General features: G+C 75.2%; 17 protein-coding genes. 7 read left to right on the forward strand and 10 right to left on the reverse strand.

The genetic code is table 11. From position 1 onward, the window contains the following. Positions 1-118: 118 nt before the first annotated feature. On the reverse strand, positions 119-1165 hold the full coding sequence (locus IEY96_RS00525; RefSeq protein ID WP_189192823.1) for a hypothetical protein: 1047 nt from the start codon (positions 1163-1165) through the stop codon (positions 119-121). A 39-nt stretch (positions 1166-1204) separates the two neighbouring features. On the opposite strand from IEY96_RS00525, the gene IEY96_RS00530 reads away from it, so the two are divergent. Further along, complete coding sequence (locus IEY96_RS00530) at positions 1205-1777, forward strand: NUDIX hydrolase (protein WP_189192824.1); 573 nt, start codon at positions 1205-1207, stop codon at positions 1775-1777. A 12-nt stretch (positions 1778-1789) separates the two neighbouring features. Here IEY96_RS00530 and IEY96_RS00535 read toward each other — a convergent pair whose 3' ends face one another. Together IEY96_RS00535 and IEY96_RS00540 are read right to left on the reverse strand one after the other, a co-directional pair. Continuing rightward, positions 1790-2881 (reverse strand): mannose-1-phosphate guanylyltransferase, encoded by a 1092-nt coding sequence (locus IEY96_RS00535; protein WP_189192825.1) that lies wholly within the window; start codon positions 2879-2881, stop codon positions 1790-1792. A 63-nt stretch (positions 2882-2944) separates the two neighbouring features. Beyond that, the gene (locus IEY96_RS00540; RefSeq protein ID WP_189192826.1) at positions 2945-4090 is read right to left on the reverse strand and encodes a glycosyltransferase family 4 protein; all 1146 of its coding nucleotides are present in this window, start codon (positions 4088-4090) and stop codon (positions 2945-2947) included. A 151-nt stretch (positions 4091-4241) separates the two neighbouring features. Here IEY96_RS00540 and IEY96_RS00545 point away from each other — a divergent pair, with 151 nt between their 5' ends. Beyond that, the gene (locus IEY96_RS00545; protein ID WP_189192827.1) at positions 4242-4931 is read left to right on the forward strand and encodes a TIGR03089 family protein; all 690 of its coding nucleotides are present in this window, start codon (positions 4242-4244) and stop codon (positions 4929-4931) included. Positions 4932-4958: 27 nt separating this feature from the next. Here IEY96_RS00545 and IEY96_RS00550 read toward each other — a convergent pair whose 3' ends face one another. Together IEY96_RS00550 and IEY96_RS00555 are read right to left on the reverse strand one after the other, a co-directional pair. Further along, positions 4959-6947 carry an acetoacetate--CoA ligase gene (locus tag IEY96_RS00550; RefSeq protein WP_189192828.1) on the reverse strand — a complete coding sequence of 663 codons (1989 nt, stop codon included), beginning with the start codon at positions 6945-6947 and terminating at the stop codon, positions 4959-4961. Between the two features lie 153 nt (positions 6948-7100). Beyond that, complete coding sequence (locus tag IEY96_RS00555) at positions 7101-7616, reverse strand: acyl-CoA thioesterase (protein WP_107077192.1); 516 nt, start codon at positions 7614-7616, stop codon at positions 7101-7103. A 23-nt stretch (positions 7617-7639) separates the two neighbouring features. Between IEY96_RS00555 and IEY96_RS00560 the strand changes: the two genes are divergently transcribed. Continuing rightward, positions 7640-8299 carry a hypothetical protein gene (locus tag IEY96_RS00560; RefSeq protein WP_189192829.1) on the forward strand — a complete coding sequence of 220 codons (660 nt, stop codon included), beginning with the start codon at positions 7640-7642 and terminating at the stop codon, positions 8297-8299. A 57-nt stretch (positions 8300-8356) separates the two neighbouring features. Here IEY96_RS00560 and IEY96_RS00565 read toward each other — a convergent pair whose 3' ends face one another. Further along, positions 8357-9520 carry an acyl-CoA dehydrogenase family protein gene (locus IEY96_RS00565; protein WP_189192830.1) on the reverse strand — a complete coding sequence of 388 codons (1164 nt, stop codon included), beginning with the start codon at positions 9518-9520 and terminating at the stop codon, positions 8357-8359. A gap of 248 nt (positions 9521-9768) precedes the next feature. Here IEY96_RS00565 and IEY96_RS00570 point away from each other — a divergent pair, with 248 nt between their 5' ends. Then, positions 9769-11196, forward strand: coding sequence for a UDP-glucose dehydrogenase family protein (locus IEY96_RS00570; protein ID WP_189192831.1), 1428 nt, complete (start codon positions 9769-9771; stop codon positions 11194-11196). Positions 11197-11357: 161 nt separating this feature from the next. Next, entirely contained in the window at positions 11358-16268 is a 4911-nt protein-coding gene (locus IEY96_RS00575) for an SCO7613 C-terminal domain-containing membrane protein (protein ID WP_189192832.1), read from the forward strand. 7 nt (positions 16269-16275) lie between these two features. Here the strand turns inward: IEY96_RS00575 and purE are convergent, their stop codons facing one another. Both purE and IEY96_RS00585 read right to left on the reverse strand, forming a co-directional pair. Beyond that, the gene (gene purE / locus IEY96_RS00580) at positions 16276-16767 is read right to left on the reverse strand and encodes a 5-(carboxyamino)imidazole ribonucleotide mutase (protein ID WP_189192833.1); all 492 of its coding nucleotides are present in this window, start codon (positions 16765-16767) and stop codon (positions 16276-16278) included. Beyond that, positions 16764-17924: a 5-(carboxyamino)imidazole ribonucleotide synthase gene (locus IEY96_RS00585; RefSeq protein ID WP_189192834.1), complete on the reverse strand. Its 1161-nt coding sequence runs from the start codon at positions 17922-17924 to the stop codon at positions 16764-16766. The genes purE and IEY96_RS00585 overlap by 4 nt, the downstream gene beginning before the upstream one ends. 104 nt (positions 17925-18028) lie before the next feature. Between IEY96_RS00585 and IEY96_RS00590 the strand changes: the two genes are divergently transcribed. Continuing rightward, a complete protein-coding gene (locus IEY96_RS00590; RefSeq protein WP_189192835.1) occupies positions 18029-18679 on the forward strand; it encodes a pyridoxine/pyridoxamine 5'-phosphate oxidase in 651 nt (216 codons plus the stop codon). Between the two features lie 3 nt (positions 18680-18682). Here the strand turns inward: IEY96_RS00590 and IEY96_RS00595 are convergent, their stop codons facing one another. Further along, a complete protein-coding gene (locus IEY96_RS00595; protein WP_189192836.1) occupies positions 18683-20719 on the reverse strand; it encodes a thioredoxin domain-containing protein in 2037 nt (678 codons plus the stop codon). Positions 20720-20963: 244 nt separating this feature from the next. Here IEY96_RS00595 and IEY96_RS00600 point away from each other — a divergent pair, with 244 nt between their 5' ends. After that, entirely contained in the window at positions 20964-21989 is a 1026-nt protein-coding gene (locus tag IEY96_RS00600; RefSeq protein ID WP_189192837.1) for a phosphatidylinositol-specific phospholipase C domain-containing protein, read from the forward strand. A 57-nt stretch (positions 21990-22046) separates the two neighbouring features. Here IEY96_RS00600 and IEY96_RS00605 read toward each other — a convergent pair whose 3' ends face one another. Continuing rightward, complete coding sequence (locus IEY96_RS00605) at positions 22047-24512, reverse strand: putative bifunctional diguanylate cyclase/phosphodiesterase (protein ID WP_229791381.1); 2466 nt, start codon at positions 24510-24512, stop codon at positions 22047-22049. Positions 24513-24725: the final 213 nt, after the last annotated feature.

The raw sequence follows: 24725 nt of genomic DNA on the forward strand, positions 1-24725 counted from the left end.
CCGTTGCCGGGGGCACGGCAGTGCCGGCCCGGTTGACGGTCCGCGGGCGCGCCGGTCGGCCGGACGGCACCACGAGGGTCTGCGGCTCTTCTCCGTGGAGGTGTCGTCCGGCGACCGCTCAGCCCACCCAGAGCGCCACCCGGTGGTCCTCGTCGGTGACGTAGTAGCAGCGCCCGTCCAGCTCGGCCAGCCCCTCCACGTGGTGGAACGGCGCCAGCTCGGCCACCAACTTCCCCGCCACCCGGGCGTCCGGACCGACGTCGAGCCGGAACCGGACGTGCCGCGAGGTGACCTCGCCGCCGTGCGGGTGGTCGTCCAGCAGCACCGAGCCCTTGCCGACCGCGTCGATCGAGCCGATCACCGCCGCGTACCCACCGTCCGGCGTCGGGGCGATGGCCCGGAAGCCGGTCAGCGTGCCCGCCGGGGTCACCCCGGTCAGGGCGTACGCCCCGAGGGCCCGCGGCCAGCCCGGCCCGGCGTCGTCGGCGCGGAACATGTCGGCCACCCCGGCCAGCTCGACCAGGATCGGCTCGCCCTCCGCGGTCACCGGGAAACGCAGCCCGAGCAGCACCGTCCCGGCCGGGGTGAAGGCCGCCGCCTCGACGTTGAGCGGCAGGTCGTCCTCGGCCAGCCGGCTCACCCAGCTCTTCGCCCGGGCGGTGCCCCGGGCCAGGGTCTCCACGATGAACCGCTGCCGGACCCGCTCCCCCGGCGGCAGCGGGGTCAGCGGCGCGGCGGCGAGCGCGTCGTTGACCGCCCGGTGCAGGCGGAACCGGTTGCGCACCACGTGCAGCGGCAGCGTCCCCTGCGCGGCCTCGTCCTCCCGGAACCGGGCCACGAACGCCCGGCGGGGGCGCAGCGGGCCGGCCTTGGAGCCGAAGTGCGAGCCGAAGACGTACACCCAGCCGTCGTGGTGGGCCAGCGCCTCGCCGTCCTCGGTGCGGCCGTTCTCCCGGCCGGCGTCGGCGGCCACGTGATGCGCCACCCACTCGCCGTCCGCGCGCTCCAGCAGCAGGGCCAGGCACTGTTCCACCGGGCCCTCGTCCAGGACGGTCCAGAACCCCCGCCGGGCGCCGTGGGCGCGCAGCAGGGCCGCGGAGCGTACCGGCAGCAGGTCGCTGGCCTCGTTGCCGGCCACGACGAACTCGACGAGTCGCAGGGTCACCCGGCCAGGGTACGGAGGGCACGCCCGTACAGTTGCGGGGTGCCGGAGACCGAGACGTACGCCGACCTGCACGCCGACGCCACCGCGGTGCTGAGCCGCTGGACGGCGACCAGCCCGGCGGCCGCCGCCAACCGGGACCGGACCCTGGCGCTGCTCGCCGCCGGGCCGGTGGCGATGAGCCGGGCGCACCGGCCCGGGCACGTCACCGCCAGCGCGCTGGTGCTCGACCCGGCCGGCGCCCGCGTGCTGCTCTGCCTGCACGGCAAGTTCCGCAAGTGGGTGCAGCTCGGCGGGCACTGCGAGCCCGGCGACCGGACCCTGGCGGCCGCCGCGCTGCGCGAGGCCACCGAGGAGTCCGGGATCGCCGGCCTGATGGTCGACCCGGAGCCCATCGACGTGGACATCCACCCGGTGGCCTGCCAGGGCGGCTCGCTGCACTACGACGTCCGGTTCGCCGTGCTCGCCCCGGCCGGGGCGACCGAGCGGGTCAGCGCCGAGTCCGAGGCGCTGGGCTGGTTCCCGCCGGACCGGCTGCCCGAGCCGCTGGCCGACGGGACCGTCCAGCTGGTGGCCCCGGCGCTGGCGACGCTGGCCCGGCGGGCCGCCCGCTGACCCGGGGCAGGCTCAGACCAGCCCCTCCTCGCCGCGCTCCTTGAGCTCGTCGACCACCTTCTTCACGTCCTGCGCCCGGTCGCGCGGGCAGACCAGCAGGGCGTCCGGGGTGTCCACCACGATCAGGTCGTGGACGCCGATCGCGGCCACCAGCCGGCCGGACTGCGGCACCACCACCAGGTTGCTGGTGTCCCGCAGGAGCACGCCCGGCTTGGCGTCACCGCCCAGCACCACGTTGCCGGCGGCGTCGGCGGGGAGCACCTCGCCGAGGGTGTGGAAGTCGCCGACGTCGTTCCAGCCGAAGTCGCCGGGGACGGTCGCCACCCGGCCGGCGGTCGCCGCGCCCTCCATCACCGCGTAGTCCACGGAGATCTTCGGCAGGGTCGGCCAGACCGTGCCGAGGACGTCGTCCTGCTCGGGGGTGCCCCACGCCGCCGCGATCGCGGTGATCCCCGCGTGCAGGGCCGGCTGCTGCCGGGCCAGTTCGGCCAGGAAGACGTCCACCCGCCAGACGAACATGCTGGCGTTCCAGAGGTGCCGGCCGGAGCGGACATAGCCCTCCGCCACCTCGGCGGCCGGCTTCTCCTTGAACTCGATCACCGGACGCAGTGGGCTGTCGCCAACCGGCTCGCCGGTCTCCAGGTAGCCGTAGCCGGTCTCGGGGCGGGTCGGGGTGATGCCCACGGTCATCAGGGAGCCCTGCTCGGCGCCGCGGATGGCCTGCCGGACCACCTCGGCCCAGCGGGCCGGGTCACCGATGAGGTGGTCGGCGGCGAACGAGCCCATCACCGCCTCCGGGTCGCGTTCGGCGATCACCGCGGCGGCCAGTGCGATCGCCGCGCAGGAGTCCCGCGGCGAGGGCTCGACCAGGATGTTCTCCTCCGGCACGCCCGCCAGTTGCCGGGCCACCGCCGCGACGTGGGCGGCCCCGGTGACCACCAGCGTGCGCTCGGGGCTGGTCAACGGCGACAGCCGGTCGACCGTCGCCTGGAGCAGCGAGGCCGGGGTGCCGGTCAGCGGGTGGAGGAACTTGGGGTGGCCGGCACGGGACAGCGGCCACAACCTCGTGCCGCTGCCACCCGCCGGGATGACGGCGTAGAACATCAGCACATCATGCCCGAACCGGCGTGCTACGGAACCGGGGTCGGGCGTACCCGCAGGTGACACTCAGGAACGGGCGCGGCTCCACGCGGCGATGTGCACCTCGGCGCTGGACTCCCAGGTGAACTCCTTGGCCCGGTCGAAACCGGCCTTGGCCAGGGAGAGTCGGCGCTGCTCGTCGTCGAGCAGGGCGGTCAGGTCGGTGGCGATCTGGTCCGGGTCCTCGCTGGTGTACGCCACGGCGTCGCCGCCCACCTCGGGCAGGGAGAGCCGCGGGGTGGTCAGCACCGGCGCCGCGCACGCCATCGCCTCCAGGATGGGCAGGCCGAAGCCCTCGCCGTAGGACGGGTAGGCGGCGACCAGCGCGCCACCGAGGAAGCCGGGCAGGTCGGCGTAGCGCAGGTAGCCCGGGCGAAGCAGCCGCAGGTGCGACGGCACCTCGGCCACCGCGCGGTCGATGTCGTCGTCGTGCCCCTGACCGCCGGCGATGACCAGCGCGGGCGGGTTCTCCCGGTCGGCCACCGCGCGGCCCCAGCCGCGGATCAGGTTGGGTACGTTCTTGCGCGGCTCCTTGGCCCCGAGGAACGCCACGTAGCTGCTGCCGCCGAGGCCGAGGCGGGCCCGGACGCGGGCCTTCTCCTCCTCGCTCGGGGCGTGGAAGGCGGCCTGGTCGACCCCGTGGTAGGCCACGTCGATCCGGGTCGGGTCGGCGTCCAGCAGCCGGATCAGCTCGTCGCGGGTGGCCTTGCTCGGCACGATCACCCGGTTGGCGCGGCGCAGGGAAGTCTTGATCGCGCTGCGGAAGAAGGTGCGGCGCGACTTGTCGTAGTGCTCCGGCTCGGTGAAGAAGGTCGCGTCGTGCACGGTGACCGTGACCGGGCAGCCGGCCCGCAGCGGGCACGTGTAGAAGGGCGAGTGCAGCACCTCGGCGCCGACCTGCTGGGCCAGCAGCGGCAGGCCGGTCTGCTCCCAGGCGAGCCGGGCGGGCCGGTGCGCGACGGCCGCCGGCGCGGGGATCACCTCGGCGCCGGGCAGCATCCGGGTGTAGCGCTCCAGGTCGGTGCGGAGACTCACCACGGCCAGGTCGACGCCGGAGCCGCAGACCCGGCCGAGGGCTCCGAGCAGGCCGTCGACGTATCTACCGACGCCGCCGCGATCGGCGGGGACACTCGTGGCGTCGATGAGCACGCGGGGCGGACGACCGGCGGTCACGGGGCGACTCCTCAGGCTGACGTGTCTGTGGGGAACAACACTGTCGGCAAGCCTACGCCGGGCCGGGTGCCCGACGCTGACTGCGACCCGACGGTACGCCGACTTGTCGTTGTCATCGAGTACGCGCCCCGGGCGCGTATCGTTCGCGCCGATGGCCGACAACATTGCCCGGGTGTTCGCCGACGCGATCGCGACCGACCCCGCCCGCCCTCTGCTGACCTGGTACGACGACGCCACCGGGGAGCGCACCGAACTGTCCGGCGCGACCCTGGCGAACTGGGTGGCCAAGACGGCCAACCTGCTCGTCGACGAGGTCGCGCTCGCCCCCGGCGACACGGCCGCCGTGCTGCTGCCGCCGCACTGGCAGACCGCCGCCGTGCTGCTCGGCTGCTGGTCGGCGAAGGTGACCGTGGCCGAGACCCCGGGCGACGTGGACGTGCTCTTCGCCGCCGCCGACCGGCTCGACGAGGCGGGCGCCTGGTCGGCCGGCGAGCGGTACGCGCTGGCCCTCGACCCGTTCGCGCTGCCGATGCGGGAGGTGCCGGCCGGCTTCGCCGACTTCGTGTCGGCGGTACGCGGTCACGGCGACCACCACACCCCGTACCCCGGGAGTGGCCCGGGGGACGCGGCGCTGCTGGCCCGCGCGGAGGCCCGGGCCGCGGAGCTGTGCCTCACCCCCGGCGACCGGCTGCTGGTCGACGTGACGCGGCACCCCGACCCGGTCGACTGGCTCCTGGCCCCCCTCACGGCGGGCGCGACCCTGGTCGCCTGCGCCAATCTGGACCCGACCCGCCTCGACTCCCGCACGGCCGCGGAGAAGGTCACGCGAGCCCTGACCTGAGCCGCCCGCCCCTCCCGGGCTCCAGGGTCAGGCGTGGCTGGGGTGGTCGGACTCGGCGCGGCGCTGGGCGAAGGTGGCGAAGGCGGTCAGGGACTCCGGGTTGGCCAGGGCACCCTTGGCCGCGGCGTTGTCCACCGGGGTGCCGGTGAGGATCTTCTTCACCGGGACCTCCAGCTTCTTCGCGCTCAGGGTGCGCGGGACGGCCCGGACCTGGTGGATCTCGTCGGGGACGTGCCGCGGCGACAGCGCGGTACGCAGCTCCCGGCAGATCTTCCTCCGCAGCTCGTCGTCCAGCTCCAGACCCTCGGCGAGCACCACGAAGAGGAGCAGCTCGCCCGCCCCGCCCTCGTCGTCCTCCAGGTGCACCACGACCGAGTCGACCACCTCGTCCAGCCCCTCGACCACCGAGTAGAACTCGGCCGTGCCGAGCCGGACGCCGCCCCGGTTGAGGGTGGCGTCGGAGCGGCCGGTGATCACGCAGCCGCCGCGCTCGTTGATGGTGATCCAGTCGCCGTGCCGCCAGACCCCCGGGTAGACCTCGAAGTACGCCTCCCGGTAGCGGGAGCCGTCGGTGTCGTTCCAGAAGCCGACCGGCATGCTCGGCATCGGCTCGGTGATCACCAGCTCGCCGAGCTGGCCGATCACCGGCGTGCCGTCGGCCGAGCGGGCCTCCACCTTCGCGCCGAGCGCCCGGCAGGTGATCTCCCCGGCGTGCACCGGCAGCAGCGGCACGCCGCCGACGAAGCCGGTGCAGACGTCCGTGCCGCCGGAGAGCGACTGGAGCTGGAGGCGGTCGCCGACGTTCTCGTAGACCCAGGTGAAGCCCTCGACGGGCAGCGGGGCGCCGGTCGAGCCCACCCCGCGCAGCGCGGACAGGTCGGCGCTCTCCTTCGGGACCAGCCCGGCCTTCCGGCAGGCCAGCAGGAACGGCGCCGACGTGCCGAAGTAGGTGGTGCCGGTCTCCGCCGCCAGCCGCCACAGCGCGCCCAGGTCGGGGTGGCCCGGGTTGCCGTCGAAGAGCACGATCGCCGCGCCCACCGCCGGCCCGGAGACCAGGAAGTTCCACATCATCCAGCCGGTGGTGGTGAACCAGAAGAACCGGTCGGCCGGACCCAGGTCGTGGTGCAGGGCCAGCATCTTCAGGTGCTCCAGCAGGATGCCGCCGTGGCCGTGCACGATCGGCTTGGGCAGGCCGGTGGTGCCGGAGGAGTAGAGCACGTAGAGCGGGTGGTCGAAGGGCACCGGGGTGAAGGTCAGCGGCTCGTCGGTCTCCGCCGCCAGCTCGGCCCAGGACAGGGCGCCCTCGGGCGGGGTGCCGGCCGGGTCCAGGTACGGGATGGCGACGGTGTGCCGCAGCGACGGCAGGGCGGCCCGGATGGCGGCCACCTCGGCGCGCCGGTCGACCGGCTTGTCGCCGTAGCGGTAGCCGTCGACCGCCACCAGCACCGTGGGCTCGATCTGCTGCCAGCGGTCGGTGACGCTGCGGGTGCCGAACTCGGGCGCGCAGGAGGAGAAGATCGCGCCGAGGCTGGCGGTGGCGAGCAGCAGGACGTAGGTCTCCGGGATGTTCGGCGCGTACGCCGCCACCCGGTCGCCCTTCCCCACGCCGAGCCGGCGCAGGCCGGCCGCCACCCGGCGGACCCGCTCGCGCAACTGCGCGGCCGTCAGCGTCTCCGGCGCGCGGGTCTGCCCGTGCGCGATCACCACCGGGTCGTCGTCGCCCCGGCCCGGCATCCGCAGCACGTTCTCGGCGTAGTTGAGGGTGGCGCCGGGGAACCAGCGGGCGCCCGGCATGGTCCGGTCGGTCAACGTGGCGGTCGGCGGGGTGTGCGCGACCACCTCGAAGTAGTCCCAGATCGACCGCCAGAAGGCGGACAGGTCGGTCACCGACCACTGCCACAGCGCGTCGTAGTCGGCGAACTCCAGCCCGCGGTGCTCGGCCAGCCAGCGCAGGTAGTCGCCGATCCGGGACCGCTCACGCACGTCGGCCGGCGGCGTCCACAGCACGTCACCCACTGTTCCACCCTCCCTGAGGCCCGTCACGACACTGTGCATGGGCCGTGGCGCCATCTTGCCCTACCTCGCGAGGCCATTCTCCGCACCGGGTGCCGGTGACGGGGCGTGGCCGGCCCACACGCCCGGGCCACCGGGTGTGTGGGCCGGCCGCCGTCAGCCGGCCCGGTGGGCCTGGATGGCCCGGCGGCGGGCCAGCCGGTGCGCCCGGCGGATCTCCGCCTCCCGGTAGCGCCGCTCGTCCTCCGGCGTCTCCGGCAGCACCGGCCGGACCGGGCGCGGTGCGCCGCCCACGTCCACCCCCACGAAGACCAGGTACGCCGTGGCGACCCGGACGGGCTCGTCCTCGGCCGAGTCCCAGCGCTCGGCGACCACCTTCACCCCGACCTCCATCGAGGTGTTGCCGGTCCAGTTCACCTGGGCGTGCGCGTGCACCAGGTCGCCCACCCGGACCGGTTCGGAGAAGACGATCTCGTCGATCGAGGCGGTCACCGCGGTGCCGCCGCTGTGCCGGGCCGCCGCCGCCCCGGCCACGTCGTCGACGAACTTCATCAGTACCCCACCGTGCACGGTCCCGTACAGATTGACATCGACAGCGGTCATGATGCGACTCAGCGTGACGCGCGAGTACGAGGTCGGCTTGCCCTGCGGGGCGGAGGGGTGATCTGTCATGCCGAAAACGGTACGGTGCGCGGATGCGACATCTCTGGAGCTTCCTCGCCGGGTTGGTGGTGGCGCCCGTCACCTGGGTGCTCGTCACGCTCGGTCAGGACGGATCTGAGCGCACCGTGCACCGCTGGGTGGAGATCGGTACGTACAGCACCCCCAACCTGATCGAGCCGGCCGTATACCTGGGCGTCGCCGGCATCCTGCTCGGCCTGCTCGGCACGCTGCGCTTCTCGCCCCTCGGCCCGGCCGTGGCCGGGCTGCTGCTCGTGGTCCCGTACCTCGGGCTGTTCGTCGCGCCCTTCACCGTCCGGGACCGGATCCCCGAGGGCTGGAAGTTGCTCGGGGACCCGCTGCCGCTGCGCGAGCCCCTGGAGAACGGCACGCTGTTCCTGATCGGCGTGCTGCTGCTGATGGCCGTGTTCAGCGGCCAGCGCTGGCGGCAGCGGCCGGGCGGGGCGGCGGCCGAGGCGGAGCTGACCCCGGCCGACAAGCCGATCGAGCACAACACCTCGCTCGGCGACTGGCCCCCGACAGGCCCGACGAAGGAGGGCGATCCGGCCCCCCTCACGCTGGCCTATCCCGACACCCCCACCGACCCCCTGCCCCGCCGCTCCGGCGGCGAGTCGCCGTGGTCCGCGCCTCCGCGCACGGGCGCCCGACCGGAGGGCACCACCGAGATCCGTTGACGACCGCGGGCGGGCCGGTCACCCGGCCCGCCCGCCCCAGTCGTCGCCCCCGGAGGGTCAGCCCTTGAGCAGCTGGCGCGCCATGACGATGCGCTGCACCTGGTTGGTGCCCTCGTAGATCTGGGTGATCTTGGCGTCCCGCATCATCCGCTCGACCGGGTAGTCCCGGGTGTAGCCGTAGCCGCCGAGCAGCTGCACCGCGTCGGTGGTGATCTCCATGGCGGCGTCCGACGCGAAGCACTTGGCCGCCGCGCCGAAGTAGGTCAGGTCGGCGTCGCCCCGCTCGGACTTGCCGGCGGCCGTGTAGGTGAGCTGGCGGGCCGCCTCCAGCTTCATGCCCATGTCGGCGACCATGAACTGGATGCCCTGGAAGTCGGCGACCGCCTTGCCGAACTGCTTGCGCTCCTGGATGTAGCCCTTGGCGTAGTCCAGCGCGCCCTGCGCGATGCCGACCGCCTGCGCGGCGATGGTGACCCGGGTGTGGTCCAGGGTCCGCATCGCGGTGGCGAAGCCGGTGCCCTCGGCGCCGATCATGCGGTCCGCCGGGATCCGGACGTTGTCGAAGTAGACCTCGCGGGTCGGCGAGCCCTTGATGCCGAGCTTCTTCTCCGGCGCGCCGAAGCTCACCCCGGCGTCGGACTTCTCCACCACGAAGGCCGAGATGCCCTTCGAGCGAGCTGTGGGATCCGTCACAGCGAAGACGGTGTAGTACTCCGAGACGCCCGCGTTGGTGATCCACCGCTTCACGCCGTTGAGCACCCAGTGGTCGCCGTCCCGGACCGCCTTGGTGGTCATCGAGGCGGCGTCGCTGCCCGCCTCCGGCTCGGAGAGGCAGTAGGAGAACATCGCGTCGCCGGCCGCCACCGGGGTCAGGTACTTCCGCTTCAGCTCCTCGGAGCCGGCCAGGATGAGCGGCATGGTGCCCAGCTTGTTCACGGCCGGGATCAGCGAGGACGAGGCGCAGGCGCGGGCCACCTCCTCGATCACGATGGCCGTGGCCAGCGCGTCCGCGCCGGCGCCGCCGTACTCGACGGGGATGTGCGGGGCGTGGAAGTCGGCGGCCCGCAGCGCGTCGTAGGACGCCTTCGGGAACTCACCGGTCTCATCCGCCTCAGCGGCGTGCGGAGCGACCTTCGCCGCACAGACCTCCCGGACCGCCTCCCGGATGGCGTCGTGCTCCTCCGGCAACCGGTACACGTCGAACGACTGTTCTGCGGGCATGTCGGCCCTCCCCTTTCACCGCTATCATGCGCAGTCTGTGGCGCCCGGAGGCTGCCGACTGCCGCAGACTGAAGGATAGCCACCAGGGTTCGGCCGGACCTTACCGGCGGGTAGGCTCGCGCACGAGCGGGGGCGACAGGCCACAACTACCCTCACACACGACGACAGAGTTCCCTCGGTGCCGGCCCTGGCGCCCCAGCCGAACGCGACGCAAGGAAGCGCCGCCAGTGCGAGCGGAGAAGACAGGCGTGACGATCCCGTACCCGAACACCCAGCCGATGCCAGCCATCGCCGCGGTGACGCCGCCCTCGGGCGCGGCCCGACCCCGGGTGACCTTCCTGGGCACCGGCTACCTCGGCGCGACGTACGCCATCTGCTACGCCGAGCTCGGCTACGAGGTGCTCGGCTTCGACGTGGACGCGGACAAGATCGCGAAGCTGAACGCCGGCGAGGTGCCGATCCACGAGCCCGGCCTGGACGAGCTGCTCCGGCGCAACCTGGCCGCCGGCCGGCTCCGGTTCAGCACCGACATCCAGGAGACCGCCGACTTCGGCGACGTGCACTTCATCTGCGTCGGCACCCCGCAGCGGGCCGACGGGATGGGCGCCGACCTGTCGTACGTCGAGGCGTCGGTGACCAGCCTCGCCCAGCACCTGAGCCGCAAGGCGCTGATCGTCGGCAAGTCCACCGTGCCGGTCGGCACCGCCGAGTGGGTGGAGCAGCTCGTCGGCAAGCACACCCCCGCCGACCTGGGCGTCGAGGTGGCCTGGAGCCCCGAGTTCCTCCAGGAGGGCTTCGCCGTCGACGACGTGCTGCGCCCGAACCGGATCGTGGTCGGGGTCAAGAGCGAGTGGGCCAACGGCATGCTCTACGCCGCCCACAAGGGCGTCTTCGACCTGGCCGCCACCGAGGACCGCGAGGTGCCGCTGGTGGTCACCGACTTCGCCACCGCGGAGCTGGTCAAGGTCGCCGCGAACGCCTTCCTGGCCACCAAGATCTCCTTCATCAACGCGATGGCCGAGGTCTGCGAGGCCGCCGGCGGCGACGTCACCCAGCTCGCCCGCTCGATCGGGTACGACCCCCGGATCGGCAACCGCTTCCTCCAGGCCGGCCTCGGCTTCGGCGGCGCCTGCCTGCCCAAGGACATCCGGGCCTTCCAGGCCCGCGCCCAGGAACTCGGCGCCGGCGAGGCGCTGCGCTTCCTGCACGAGGTGGACCTGATCAACCTGCGCCGGCGCACCCGGGTGGTCCAGCTCGCCGCCGACCTGCTCGGCCGCCGCTCCGGCCCGGCCGGCCCCGACCTCTCCGGCACCCGGATCGCCGTGCTCGGCGCCACCTTCAAGCCGAACACCGACGACGTCCGGGACGCCCCGGCCCTCGCCGTCGCGGCGCTGCTCGGCAAGGCCGGCGCCGACGTGCACGTGTTCGACCCGCAGGGCGTGGAGAACGCCCGCCGGGCGGTACCCGAGCTGACCTACGAGGCCACCATGAACGACGCCGTCCGCGGCGCCGACCTGGTCTGCGTCCTCACCGAGTGGGCCGAGTTCCGCAACGCCGACCCGGTCGCCCTGGGTGAGCTCGCCAACGGCCGCAAGGTGGTCGACGGCCGCAACTGCCTGGACTCCACACTGTGGACGCAGGCCGGGTGGGAGTACCGCGGCATGGGTCGCCCCTGACCCCGTGAACCACTGGCCGGCCGGCCGGGGACCCGATCCCCGGCCGGCCGGCCCTTTTTGTTGTCCGGAACGCGCCGGCAACAGTCGAAATCCCGGCCCGGTCAAGGCATGCTGCGACTGGGAGGTCCACCGCGCGGGGGCCGACCGGACGGGAGAGTGTCGTGCAGAGCTTCAGGTGCGCCTCGTGCGGGCGGGAGATCAAGCCCGCCGTCGTCTGCCCGCACTGCGGCGCGGACCAGCCACAGTGGGCCGAGCACCTGGCCGAGATCGAGCGCTCGATCGCCGAGATGAAGGCCCGCGACGCCGAGATCGCCCGCGAGCAGCGGCAGATCGCCGCCAAGATGCAGGCCGCCCTCTTCCAGCGGGACATCCTGGCGCACGCCGGTGAGGAACGGATCAAGCAGGCCACCCGGCCCCGCCGCGTGCTGCGCCGCCGGCCCGGCCGCCGCCCCCCGACCGCGACCACCGGCGCGCCGCCCCGGGTGCCCCGCCAGGGCACCGGGCCGACCGCCCCGGAGGACCCGCCCCCGCCGCCGCCCCGCAGCCGCCCACAGTGGCTCGACGTGGACGACCCGGAGCACCCGCCGGAGGCGTCCTCGCGGGAGGTGCAGAACATCCCCCTCGGGCTCGGCGCGCTGCTGCTCGGCGTCGCGGCTGTGGTCTTCGCCGCGGTCGCCACCAGCTCGATGGACGCGCTGGCCCGGCTCGGTGTGCTGCTGGTCGCCACGGTGCTGATGCTGCTCGCCCCGCCGGTGCTGGCCCGGCGCGGGCTCACCTCGACCGCCGAGACGATCGCCGCGGTGGGCCTGCTGCTGGTGCCGCTGGCCGGGTACGCGCTCTGGGCCGTCGACCGGATCGGCGGCGGCACCTCCGGCGCCGCCTTCTCCGGGTCGATCTTCCTGGTCACCACAACGGTCGCCTTCGGGTACGCGTACTGGACCGGCCTGCGGGCGCCCCGCTTCGCCACCGTGCTGGCCGCCCAGCCGGTGCTGCCGCTGCTGGCGTACGAGCGGATCACCGGCCCGGCCGGCTGGGCGCTGGTGCTCACCGTGGTGGCCGTGGTCGACCTCGCGCTGGCCCGCTCGGCCGTGGTGGTCGAACGCCCGGTGCGGCGGGACCTGCCGACCCCGCCCCCCGAGCCCGCCCCGCCCCGGCAGCGCGCCGCGGACGACCGGCCCGAGTCGGACCCGGAGGAGTCCGCCGAGGTGCTCGGCGGGGAGCCGCCCCCCGGCGCGGAGCCGGTCCCGCCCGCGCGTCCGGTGCCGTGGCTGCGCGAGCTGACCTGGCTGCTGCACGGAGCGGCGGTCGCCGTCGCCCTGGCGTACGCGGTCACCGCCCTGCTGCGCGCCACCACCGTGCCGGCGTCCGCCGCGGCGGGCGCCGTGCTGCTGCTCGCCGCGCTGGTCGGGCTGGCCGGGACGCTGGTGCTGCGCCGGCCGCCGCTGCCCGACGTGGGCGCCGGCATCGTCACCCTCGCGGTGATCGGCGCGCTGGGCCGGGTCGCCTCGGTCGCCTTCCCCGGCCGGTCGCTGCTGCTCATCGCCGCGGTCATCGCGCTCACGGGGTTCGCGGTCCGGGGCGTACCGGAGGCGGCCCGGCGGGGGCCGCAGCTCGCCTCGGCGGTCGCGCTCACGGTCAGCGGCCTGGTGGTGGCCGGCGGCGCGCTGCGCGCCGGGCTGGCCCCGGTCCGCGCCGCGCTGCCCGCCTGGTCGGCGGACCTGAGCGGGTGGCACGCCGAACTGGCGGCGGCGGTCGGCCCGACCGGCTGGCAGCTCGCCGCCAGCGCGCTGCTGCTCACCGTCGCCGCGGTGGTCGCCCTGCCCCCGGACATCCGGCGGGAGTTCGCGGTCGTCGGGGCGGCGCTGACCGCGCTCGCCGTGCCGGCCTCGCTCGGGCTGGGCTGGGCGACCGCCTGCTGGCCGATGCTGCTGACCGCGGTGGCCATCGGCGTGCTCGGGCTCACCGCCGGCACCGAGCGCGCCGCGGTGGCCCACTCGGTGACCGCCGCCGGGCTGGGGCTCATCGGGGCCGGCGCCGCGCTGGCCCGGCCCGCGCTCACCGCCGCCGCGCTGACCCTGCTGTTCCTGGCCGGCGCGCTGGTCTCCCTGGCGCCCCGGGTCCGGATCGCCGCGGCCGCCGCGGACACCGTCTGCGCCTGGGCGGCCGGCGGGGCCGCGTTCGCGTTCCCCGGCGCGGTGGCCGCGTTCGTCGCCGCCACGGTGCCGACCGCGCCGACCCTGAGCCCGGCGAACCTCCGCGAGGTCACCGTCCCGATCCTCGCGGCGAGCTTCCTCGGCGTCTGCGTCACGCTCGGCTACGCCGCCCTCGTCCAGGTCGCGCAGCGGCACCTCAGCATGCCGCACGCGCTCGGCACCGTGCTGGGTGCGGTGGCGGTCGCGGCGGCCGGCTTCGGGGCGCCCGGCGCCACCAGCGCCGACGCCTGGGTGGGCGGGCTGCTGCTGGTGGCTGCCGCGCTGCTCGCGCTGGCCCCCCGGATCGACGCCGGCCGTCGCGCCGACCTGACCCTCGACGGTTCCGACCTGGCCCTCGCCGCCACCACGGTGGCACTCATCGCCACCCTGGCCCGGATCGCCGCCGTGCTGGCCCCCGGCGGCCAGCTCGTGGTGGCCGCCGCGCTGGTGACCGTGGTCGCCGTCGCCGCCCGGGCGATGCCCGAGGAGTGGCGGCGCGGGCCGGTCCTCGGCATCGCCGTCGGCGGCACGCTGATCGGCCTCATCGCGGCCTGGAGCGCGCTGCGCGGCGGGGTCGGCGTGCTGGCCACGCCCGGCCCGATCTGGGCCGGCGACCTGAGCGGCTGGCCGGCCGCGCCGACCGGCGGGTCGACCTGGCAGGCGCCGGTCGCGCTGGCGCTGCTGGCCGTGGCCGCCGGCATCCTGCTGCCGCCGCCCTGGAAGTACGACGTCTCCGGCGCGGCGGCCGTGCTCGCCACCATCGGCGCGCCGGCCGCGTTCGACCTGCCCTGGTGGTCCCCGGTGCTGGTGGGCGCCATGGTCGCCACCGTCTTCGGGATGGCGGCGGTGGCCGCGACCGACCCGCGGGCCGCCCTGTCCCGGGCCACGGTGGCCGGGGTGGTCGCCCTGCACGCCGCCGGCGCCGGGCTGGTCCGCCCGTGGACCACCGCGCTGGCGCTGGGCAGCATCGCGCTCATCGGGGTGACGGTGGCCGCCCTGGCCCGGGCGCTCGCGCCGGCGCTGGTGGAGGACGTCCGCACCGAGGGGATGCCGGCGCACCTCGTGCAGGTCGGCGGCGCGGCGGCCGGCGCCGCCCTGCTCGCCCTGCCCGGGGCGGTGGCCGCCCTGGCCGCCGAATTCGGGCGCCCCCCGCAGGTGGTGCTCACCGCCGCGCTGGCCGCGTCCAGCATCGGCCTGGCCGCCGTGGCGGTGGTCCGCCGGCAGGTGCCGCAGTACCTCCCGTACGCGAGCGTGGCCGTCGTGGGCGGTGCGACGGTCAGCGCGGCCGCCGCCGTGATCACCCACCTCCCCGCCGGGGTGTACGCCGCCGCGGCGGCGCTGCTCGGCGTGCTCGCCGAGCTGGTCCGGGCCGCCACCGTCCCACCAGCCGGCTCGGCCCAACCCGTCCGCCGCTGGTCGGTGCTGCTCAACGGGGCGCTGCGCCGGGCGCCGGACGACCCCACCGAGCTGCGCTGGCGGGTCAGCCCGGCGGCCGGGGCGCTCGCCGCGGCGGCGCTGCCCACCGCCCTGGCCCTGGCCACCCTGGCGCCGGCGCTGGTGGTGGCGCTGGTCGAGCCGCTCCAGGTGCTGTCCCGGGTCTGGCAGGGACCGCCACCGGAACTGCTCACCCCGCCGCCCGAGGCGGTGGATCCCACGCACGTGCTCACCGCGCTGCTGCTCACCGCGACGGCGGCGCTCGCCGCCACGGGGTTCAGCGGCGGCCGGCGGTCCCGGGCCGTGCCGGTGATCCTGCCGGGCGCGGCGGTCACGCTGCTGATCACCCCGGTGGCGCTCGGCCGGGGCTGGCCGGTGACCGCGCTGGCCGGGCTCACCGTCTTCACCGTCTCGATGCTGGGCCTGGCGCTCACACCGCCGCCGGCGCTGGCCGAGCCGGCCCGCTCGATCCGGGTGGCCCGGGTGCTGGTGTTCGCCATCGGGCTGGCCGCCGGCAACGCCGGGCTCGCCGGCAGCCTCGCCACCCGGGAGCTGACCCTGTTCACGCTGGGCGGCGCGGTCGGCGTGGGCACGGTCGCCGCGCTCTTCGGCACCACCCAGCGGGCCCGCATCCTCGGCTGGCTCTTCGCCTCGCTGATGGCCCAGCTCTTCGTGCTCACCCTCGGCCTGGTGGCCGGGCTCGCCGCGGTCTGGTCCGCGTTCGGGGTGCTGGCGGTCGGCGCGGCGCTCCAGGTCTTCGCCGCCGCCCTCCCCCGGCTGCGCCGGCCCGAGGCGTACCGGGAGGCGGCCACCGTCGAGTGGAGCGGCCACGCGGCGGCGCTCATCGCGCTGGCCCTGGCGTACGACTCGCCCCGGCACATCGCCGCGCTGCTGGCCGCCTGGGGCGCCGTCCTCGGGGTGGCGGCCAGCCGCCCCGGCCGGCGGCCGGTGGAGCGGAACCTGCTGTTCTGGGCGGTGGTCATCTGCGAGATCAGCGCCTGGTGGATCCTCATGCGGGTGGCCGACGTGGCGCTGCCGGAGGCCTACACCCTGCCGTTCGCGGCGCTCGCCCTGCTGGTCGGGGTGCTGCAACTGCGCCACCGGCCCGACCTGTCGAGCTGGGTGGCGTACGGGCCGGCGCTGGTCGCCGCGTTCGTGCCGACGCTGGCGATCGTGCTGGCCACCGAGTCGAGCATGCTGCGGCAGGTGCTGCTACTGCTCGGTGCCGTCGCGGTGCTGATCTTCGGCTCGACGAGCCGGCAGCAGGCGCCGGTGATCGTGGGCGCCACGGTCACCGCGATCGCCGCGGTGCACGCGCTGTTCAGCCTCGGCCCGTGGCTGGTGCTCATCCCGGTCGGCTTCGTCCTGCTGGTGCTCGGCGCGAGCAACGAGCGCCGCCGCCGCGCCCAGGAACGGCTCCAGACGGCCCTCCGCGGGATGAGGTGAAACCGGTTCAGCGCAGTGAGGCGCGGAGGGCCTTCTCCTTCTCGGCGACCAGGTCCTCCAGGCTGGCCTGGTAGGCGGCCATCCGGTCGCGCAGCGCCGGGTCGGACGCGCCCAGGATGCGCACGGCGAGCAGCCCCGCGTTGCGGGCGTTGCCGATCGACACCGTGGCCACCGGCACGCCGGCCGGCATCTGCACGATGGAGAGCAGCGAGTCCATGCCGTCGAGGTGCTTCAGCGGCACCGGCACGCCGATCACCGGCAGCGGGGTGACCGAGGCGACCATGCCGGGCAGGTGCGCCGCGCCGCCCGCCCCCGCGATGATCACCTGGACGCCACGGCCGGCGGCCGCCCGGCCGTACTCGATCATCTTGACCGGGGTGCGGTGCGCCGACACCACGCCGACCTCGTAGGACACGCCGAACTCGTCGAGCGCCTCGGCGGCGGCCCGCATGGTCGGCCAGTCCGAGTCGCTGCCCATGATCAGCCCGACGGTGCTCATTCGCGTCCTTCCCGCAGCCAGCGAACCGCACGTGCGGCCCGGGCCCGTACGTCGTCCAGGTCGTGGCCCAGCACGGTGACGTGCCCGATCTTGCGGCCCGGGCGCACCTGCTTGCCGTAGAGGTGGACCTTGGCCCCGGGCTCCGCGGCGAAGAGGTGGTGCAGCCGCTCGTCGATCGACATGCCACCCGGCTCGCCGCCGAGCACGTTCGCCATCACCACGACCGGCGCGGTGAGCGAGGTGTCCCCCATCGGGTAGTCGAGCACGGCCCGCAGGTGCTGCTCGAACTGGGAGGTCCGGGCCCCCTCGATCGTCCAGTGCCCGGAGTTGTGCGGCCGCATGGCCAGCTCGTTCACCACCAGCCCGGTGGGCGTCTCGAACAGCTCCACCGCGAGCAGGCCGACCACGCCGAGCGCGGTGGCCAGGTCGATGGCGAGCTGCTGCGCGGCCACCGCCTGCTCCTCGGGCAGATCGGGCGCCGGGGCGAGCACCTCGACGCAGATGCCGTCCCGCTGCACCGTCTCCACCACCGGGTACGCGGCGACCTGCCCGAACGGCGAGCGGGCCACCTGCACGGCCAGCTCCCGGCGCAGCGCCACCCGCTCCTCGACGATCAGCGGGGTGCCCCCGGCCAGCAGGGTGGTGGCCAGCTCGGCGGCTGCGGTGGCGTCCTCCACCATCCAGACGCCCCGGCCGTCGTAGCCGCCGCGGGCGGCCTTGAGCACCACCGGCCAGCCGATCTCCGCGCCGAACGCCACCAGGTCGGCCGGGGCCTCCACGGGACGCCAGGCCGGGTTCGGCGCGCCCAGCTCACCGAGCCGCTCGCGCATCACCCGCTTGTCCTGGGCGTGCACCAGCGCCTCGGCCGGCGGGAAGAGCTTCACGCCCTCCTCGGCCAGGGCGCGGATGTGCGCGTTGGGCACGTGCTCGTGGTCGAAGGTGACCACGTCGCACCCCTTGGCGAAGGTGCGCAGGGCGGCGAGGTCGGTGTGGTCGCCGTACTGGACGTCGGCGGCGACCAGGGCGGCGCCGTCGTCCGGGGCGAGCGCGAGCACGCGCAGTGACTGGCCGAGGGCGATGGCGGCCTGGTGGGTCATCCGGGCGAGCTGGCCACCGCCCACCATGCCGACGACAGGCAGTCCGGTACGGGAATCCATAGCGCCGCCAGCCTATCGGGGCGGCGGCGGGCGGCGGTCCCGAGGGCCGGACCCGGGGCGAGGCGGGGAGGACCCGCGCGCGGCCGGGTTGACAGGATCGACGCATGACGACCCGCGATCTGCTCCGCGGCCTGCCGGTGCTGGCCCACGACATGCCGTCCTTCGACCCGACCGACGTGCCGGCGGAACCCACCGCCCTCTTCGCCGACTGGCTCGCCGGAGCGGTCGCCGCCGGGGTGGACGAGCCGCACGCCATGACGGTCGCGACGGTCGACGCCGACGGCGCGCCCGACCTGCGGGTACTGATCCTGAAGGACCTGGACGCGGAGGGCTGGCACTTCGCCACCACCGCCACCAGCGCCAAGGGGCAGCAGATCGCCGGCAACCCCCGCGTCGCGCTCGGCTTCCACTGGCGTGAGCAGGGCCGGCAGGTCCGGGTACGCGGCACCGCCCGGCCCGCCGACCCCGCCGTCTCCCGGCGGGACTTCCTGGCCCGGCCGGAGGGCTCCCGGATCGCGACCCTGGCCGGCCGGCAGAGCGCCGTCCTGGCCGACCGCGCCGAGCTGGACCGGGAACTGGCCGAGGTGCGCGCCCGGCTGGCCGCCGATCCCGGTCTGGTCGCCGAGGGGCACACGGTCTACTCCGTGACCCCGGCGAGCGTCGAGTTCTGGCAGGCCGACCGGGAGCGCCGGCACGTCCGGCTGCGGTACCGGCGGGGCGCCGACGGGTGGGGCCGCGAACTGCTCTGGCCGTGACCGTCAGCTCAGCTGGGCGACCAGGTCCTCGGCCGTGGTGACGGGGCGGTCGCAGACGAACCCCCGGCAGACGTACGCGGTGGGCCGACCGCGCAGCGCCGGCCGGTCGGCCAGCAGCGGCACGCCGGGCTGGTCGGTGCGGCCCGCCACCACCACGGCCCCGGGCGGGGCGTGCCGGAGTGCGGCGGCCACGAGCGGGTCGCCCACCGGGTCGTCGGTCACCACCGCGATCTCGTACGGCCCGGAGAGCAGCGCCTCGCCGACCGTTGCCGAGTAGCCGGTGAACCGGGCGTGCCGCCCGACGATCGGCGCGACCGTCGCCAGGGCCGCCTCGGCCGCCTCCCGGTAGCGGGTCTGCCCCGTCAGCGCCGCGTACGCGACGAGCGCCGCGACCATCGCCGAGCGGCCGGCCGGGGTGGCGTTGTCGGTCGGGTCGGCCGGCCGGGTGACCAGGCGCTCGGCGTCGTCGGCGGTGTCGTAGAAGCCGCCGTCCGGCGCGGCGAACCGGGCCAGCGCCACATCGAGGAGCTGACCGGCCAGGGTGAGCCAGCGCCCCTCGCCGGTGAGCTGGTGCAGCGCGCAGAACGCCTCGGCCACGCAGCCGTAGTCCTCCAGCACGCCGGCCGGCTCGCCGACGGCCTTGTCCCGGGAGACCCGGCGCAGCCGGCCGTCCACCACGTGCACGGCCGCCAGGTGCTCGGCGGCGTCCCGCATCGCGCCGTCGGCCACGATGGTGACGCCCTCCATGAGGTTGGCGTCCTCGTCGTCGGGGGACGCGTAGAGCGCCGCGACCTGCTGGAACTCGGCGATCGCGGTGATCGCGAGCCCGTTCCAGGCGGCCACCACCTTGTCGTCCCGGGCCGGCTGGGGGCGGGTGTCCCGGGCGGCGAGCAGCCGCCCCACCACCTCCTGCCAGCGGGCCCGGACCTCGGGGTCGGCGTCGTCCACGTCGCGGGCCAGCCGGAGCACGCTCGTGCCGCCCTCGAAGTTCCCCTGCTCGGTCACGCCGAACAGGTCGGCGGCGAACCGGCCGTCCTCCTCGCCCAGCACCTCGACGAGCTGGGCCGGGGTCCAGACGTAGGTGAGCCCCTCGACCCCCTGGGTGTCGGCGTCCAGCGCCGAGGCGAAACCCTCGCCGGCCCGGTGCAGCTCGTCGGCGAGGAACCGGGCCGTGTCGCGGGCCACCCGCCGGGCCAGCCGATCCCCGGTGAGCCGCCAGAGCTGGGTGTAGACCCGCAGCAGCAGGGCGTTGTCGTAGAGCATCTTCTCGAAGTGCGGCACCGTCCAGTGCCCGTCCACCGAGTAGCGGGCGAAGCCGCCGGCGAGCTGGTCGTGCAGGCCACCACGGGCCATCGCCTCGCAGGTGTGCCGGACGATCTCCAGGCTCCGGGTCGAGCCGGTGCGTTGGTGGTGCCGGAGCAGGAAGAGCAGGTTCATGTGCGGCGGGAACTTCGGCGCGCCGCCGAAGCCGCCATTCGTCTCGTCGTACTCCGTGGCGAGCTGGTCGGCGGCGGCGTCCAGCAGCTCGGCGGTGAGCGGGGCGGTCAGGCCGCCCACGGCCTGGGCGCCACCGATCGCCTCGACCACGGCGGCGCCCTGCCGGAGCACCGCCTCCCGCTGGTCCCGCCAGGCGGTGGCGACCGAGCCGAGCAGCCGGATGAAGTTCGCCCGCGGGAAGTAGGTGCCGCAGAAGAACGGGGTGCCGTCCGGGGTGGCGAACACCGTCATCGGCCAGCCGCCCTGCCCGGTCATGGCCTGGGTGGCGGTCATGTAGACGGCGTCGACGTCGGGCCGCTCCTCCCGGTCCACCTTGACGCAGACGAAGTCGTCGTTCATGAGCTGGGCGACGCCCTCGTTCTCGAACGACTCGTGCGCCATCACGTGGCACCAGTGGCAGGCCGCGTAGCCGACCGAGATCAGCACCGGCACGTCACGCCGCTTCGCCTCCGCGAACGCCTCGTCGCACCAGGGCCACCAGTCGACCGGGTTGTCCGCGTGCTGAAGCAGATAGGGCGAGGTGGCGTCGGCGAGTCGGTTCACCTGACGACCATATCGAGCGCGCGGCGACCGCGCGGCGCGAGCGGGACGGACGGGCCCGGGACACCTCCCCGGCCCGGCCGGTCCGTCAGCGGGCGAGGGTGATCGTCGAGGTGTCGGTCACGGTGAACTCGCGCCAGCCGACCGTGACGGACCGAGGGACACGATCCGTCCTTCCGATATTCATCTTTGTTGATTTGAATCAGCGCATGCCCGGCGCCGCCGGGCCGTCCGAAGGAGACGGTTCATGCGCAGACTCCCCGCCCTGCTCGCCCTCGCCGCCCTCGCCGGATCCGTGCTGGCTCCCGGCACCGCGTCCGCCACGGTCCCGGCGGACACCCGCTTCTCCGCCACCACTGCCGTCGGGATCCACAACGCGTACGAGCGCGGCACCTACCCCTACCTGGCCCAGGCGCTCGACGCCCGGCCCGGGCTGATCGAGCTGGACGTCTGGCCGGACGTGCTGACCCGGCAGTGGCGGGTCAGCCACTCCAACCCGCTCGGCAACGACAACAACTGCGTGGCCGCCACGAGCGCCGCCCAGCTCTACACCGGCACCCGGAACCGGAACCTGGAGCACTGCCTGGACGACATCCGGCTCTGGCTGGGCGCGCACCCCGACGCCGGCCCGCTCGTGCTCAAGCTGGAGCTGAAGACGGGCTTCAGCGGCCGTACCGGGCAGGGGCCTGCCCAGCTCGACGCGGTGCTGGCCGCCCGGCTCGGCGACCGGGTGTTCCGCCCGGCCGACCTGCTCGGCGGTCACGCCGGCCTGGACGCCGCGGCGCGCGCCGACGCCTGGCCGAGCCGGGCCCAGCTCGCCGGCCGGGTGATCGTCGAGCTGATCCCCGGCACCGTCGAGGAGGGCAACCCGACCGACACCCTCTGGACCGACGTGGAGTACGCCCGCCACCTGGCCGGCCTCGCGGCGGCCGGCACGCTCGGCACGGCCCGTGCCTTCCCGGCCGTGCACCGGGCGCAGGCCGGTGACCCGCGCACCCGGTACGCCGACGCGAGCCTGCGGCCCTGGTTCGTGCTCTTCGACGGCGACGCCACCGCGTACGTCACCGGCGGCATCGACACGGCCTGGTACGACGTCAACCACTACCTGCTGGTGATGACCGACGCGCAGAACGTCCCGCCGACGGTCGGCGCGGGCGACGCCGGCGCGGCGGCGGCCCGGGTGGCCGAGCTGGCCCGGAAGCACGCCAGCATCGCCTCCGCCGACTGGGCGACCCTGCCCACCGTGCTGGACGACGTGCTGCCCCGCGGCTGAGCCGGCGACCGGCCGGTCCGCGTCGCCGGGGCGATGGGCCCCGGCGGCGCGCGACCGTCAGGAGGCGCCGTCGGCGCGGAGCGGGAGGACGTTGCCGCGCGCGGTGTCCAGCAGCGACCCGAGCACCGCCCCGATCTTGTCCGCCGGCATCGGCTTGAAGAAGTGGTAGCCCTGGGCGGCGGTGCAGCCCAGCTCGGCCAGGGCGATCCGCTGCTCGGCGGTCTCCACGCCCTCGGCCACCACCCGCAGCCCGAGCTCGTGCGCGAGCCCGACGGTGGTCCGCACGATCGCGGCGGCCTCCGGCGAGTCGGCCATCCGGATCACGAAGGAACGGTCCACCTTCAACTCGTCCACCGCGATCCGGGTCAGGAAGGTCAGCGAGGAGAACCCGGTGCCGAAGTCGTCGACCGCGAGCTGCACACCCATCGCGCGGAGGGTGGCCAGCACCTCGTCGATGACCTCCAGCTCGCTCATCACCACCGTCTCGGTGATCTCCAGCACCAGCCGGTGGGGCGGGACCTGGTGCCGGCGCAGCGCCTCACCGATCTCGGCCGGCAGCCGCGGGTCGAGCAGGCTGCGCGCCGACAGGTTCACCGAGATCGGGATGTCCAGCCCCTCGCGCGCCCAGTCGGCCGCGACCGCGAGGGCCTTGTCCAGCACGTAGCGGGTGAAGCTGCCGAGCTGCTCGCTGTTCTCCACCGGGCGGATGAAGTCCGCGGGGCCGAGCCAGCCCCGGCGCGGGTGCCGCCAGCGGATCAGCGCCTCCACCCCGGTCGGGGCGCCGGTGGCCAGGTCCACCGCCGGCTGCAACGCCAGCACGAGCTGGTCGTCGGCCTCCAGGGCCTCCCGCAGCTCCGCGAGCAGCGCCAGGTGGTCGGTGCTCGCCGCGTCGCGCGAGCTGTCGTACGCGGCGACGCTGCCGCCGCCCTCCTTCGCCTGGTACATGGCGATGTCGGCCCGGCGCAGCAGCTCGGTCAGGTCGGCGGTGCCCGCGTCGGCGACCACCACACCGACCGCCACCTCGACCGACATGCGCACCCCGGCCACCTCGGTCGGCGCGGCCAGCCGCTCGGCGATCTCCCGGGCCTGCCGCAGCGCGTACGCCAGCGGGGCGGTCCGGTCGTCGACCACCGGGACCGTGGTGAGCAGCAGGGCGAACTCGTCGCCGCCGAGCCGCCCGAGCAGGTCGCCCGGACGGGTCATGGTGGCCAGCCGGTTCGCGGCCAGCCGCAGCAGCTGGTCGCCGGCCGCGTGCCCCAGCGTGTCGTTGACCTCTTTGAACTGGTTGATGTCGAGCAGCAGCAGCGCCACCGGGTGGTCGTGGGCGCGCTGCCGCAACGCCTGGTCGCCCTTGGCCAGCAGGGCGGCCCGGTTGAGCAGCCCGGTGAGCTGGTCGTGCACCGCCTCGTACGACGAGCGGGCGGTGACCAGCCGCAGCTCGCGGTGGGTCGCGGCGTCGTGCAGGGCGGCGGCCAGCGCGTCGCCGAACGCCGCGACACCGTCCCGTTCCCGGGCCGTGGGCGGGGCGGAGCGGGGGAACCGGACCCGCAGCTGACCGACCTCGGCGCTGCCCACGGCGAGCCGCCGGACCAGCTCGTGCTCGCCGGACCCGGTGGCCGACGGGGGCTCGACCTCGCGGTCGCGCACCTGGGCGCCGGTGTCCGCCCGGTAGCGGCGCCAGCGGCCGTCGCCCCGGGCCACGTCCACCTCGACCAGCTCGGCGCCGAACAGGGTGAGCGCCCCGGTCACGGCGGCGGTCGCCACGCCCCGCTCGTCGAGCTGGTTGAGCGCGGCGGTGGCCTCGGCGAACGCCCGCCAGGTCCGCCGCTCCTGGTCGGCCCGGAGTCGGTGCCGGTAGGTCTGCTGGAGCAGCCAGAGCGGCGGCGGCAGGAGCAGCAGCCAGCGCGGGTCGAGCTCCAGCAGGGTGACCACCACGAGGCCGACCGCCACGTTGCCGACGAACATGAGCAGCTTGCCGCGGAGCGCGGCGAGCAGCGGCGGGCCGATGGGGATGCCGTGCAGCAGGGCGAGGCCGGCGCCGCCCAGCCAGGCGGTGGTGAGCAGGTAGGCCACCGCGCCGGCGGTCAGCGCGAGGGCCAGCTCCGGGGTGGGCGCGGCGAGCAGCGGCCGGCCGAGCCCGCTGGCGACCGCCGCGGCGAGCGCGGTGGCGGCGCTCAGCGAACCGGCGATCCGGACCAGCTCCAGCGCGGGCCGGCGGTCGGTGACCAGGGACATGGCGGTCCACGCGGCCCCGGCGCCGAGCAGGGCCGCGGCCGGCAGCCAACCGGCCGGTACGAGGTAGAGGCAGACGACGAGGGCCGCCTCGCCCCACGTGATGCTGACCATGCCCGAGGCGGTACGGAAGCGCAGCCGGGCGAGCTGCGCCACGGCGAACGCCACGACGGCGACGCCGAACCGGACGAATCCGGGCAGCGGGTCGTCCGGCGGCAGGTGCGCGGGGACGGTGAGGCCGACCACGGCGGCCGCCAGGGCGGTGACCGCGACAGCGGCGGTCAGCAGCAGGACGCCGACCGGCGTGCCGCGCGAGCCCGGCCCGTCAGGGGGTTGGCCGGCCCGGCCGGAGGTCACGGGCCCACCCCGTCGGACGGCGGCCCGAGGGCACGGTCGGGGGCCGTTGCTGCCATCGACATCGGCGCCCCCCTTCCGCGCACGGCTCGGGGCCTTTTCAGTCCCCCCGGCGGAAGGCTAAGCCAAAGCCGGTGGCCGCAACAGGGG

It is taken from the genome of Micromonospora fulviviridis, from assembly GCF_014648395.1.
Taxonomy (GTDB): domain Bacteria; phylum Actinomycetota; class Actinomycetes; order Mycobacteriales; family Micromonosporaceae; genus Micromonospora; species Micromonospora fulviviridis.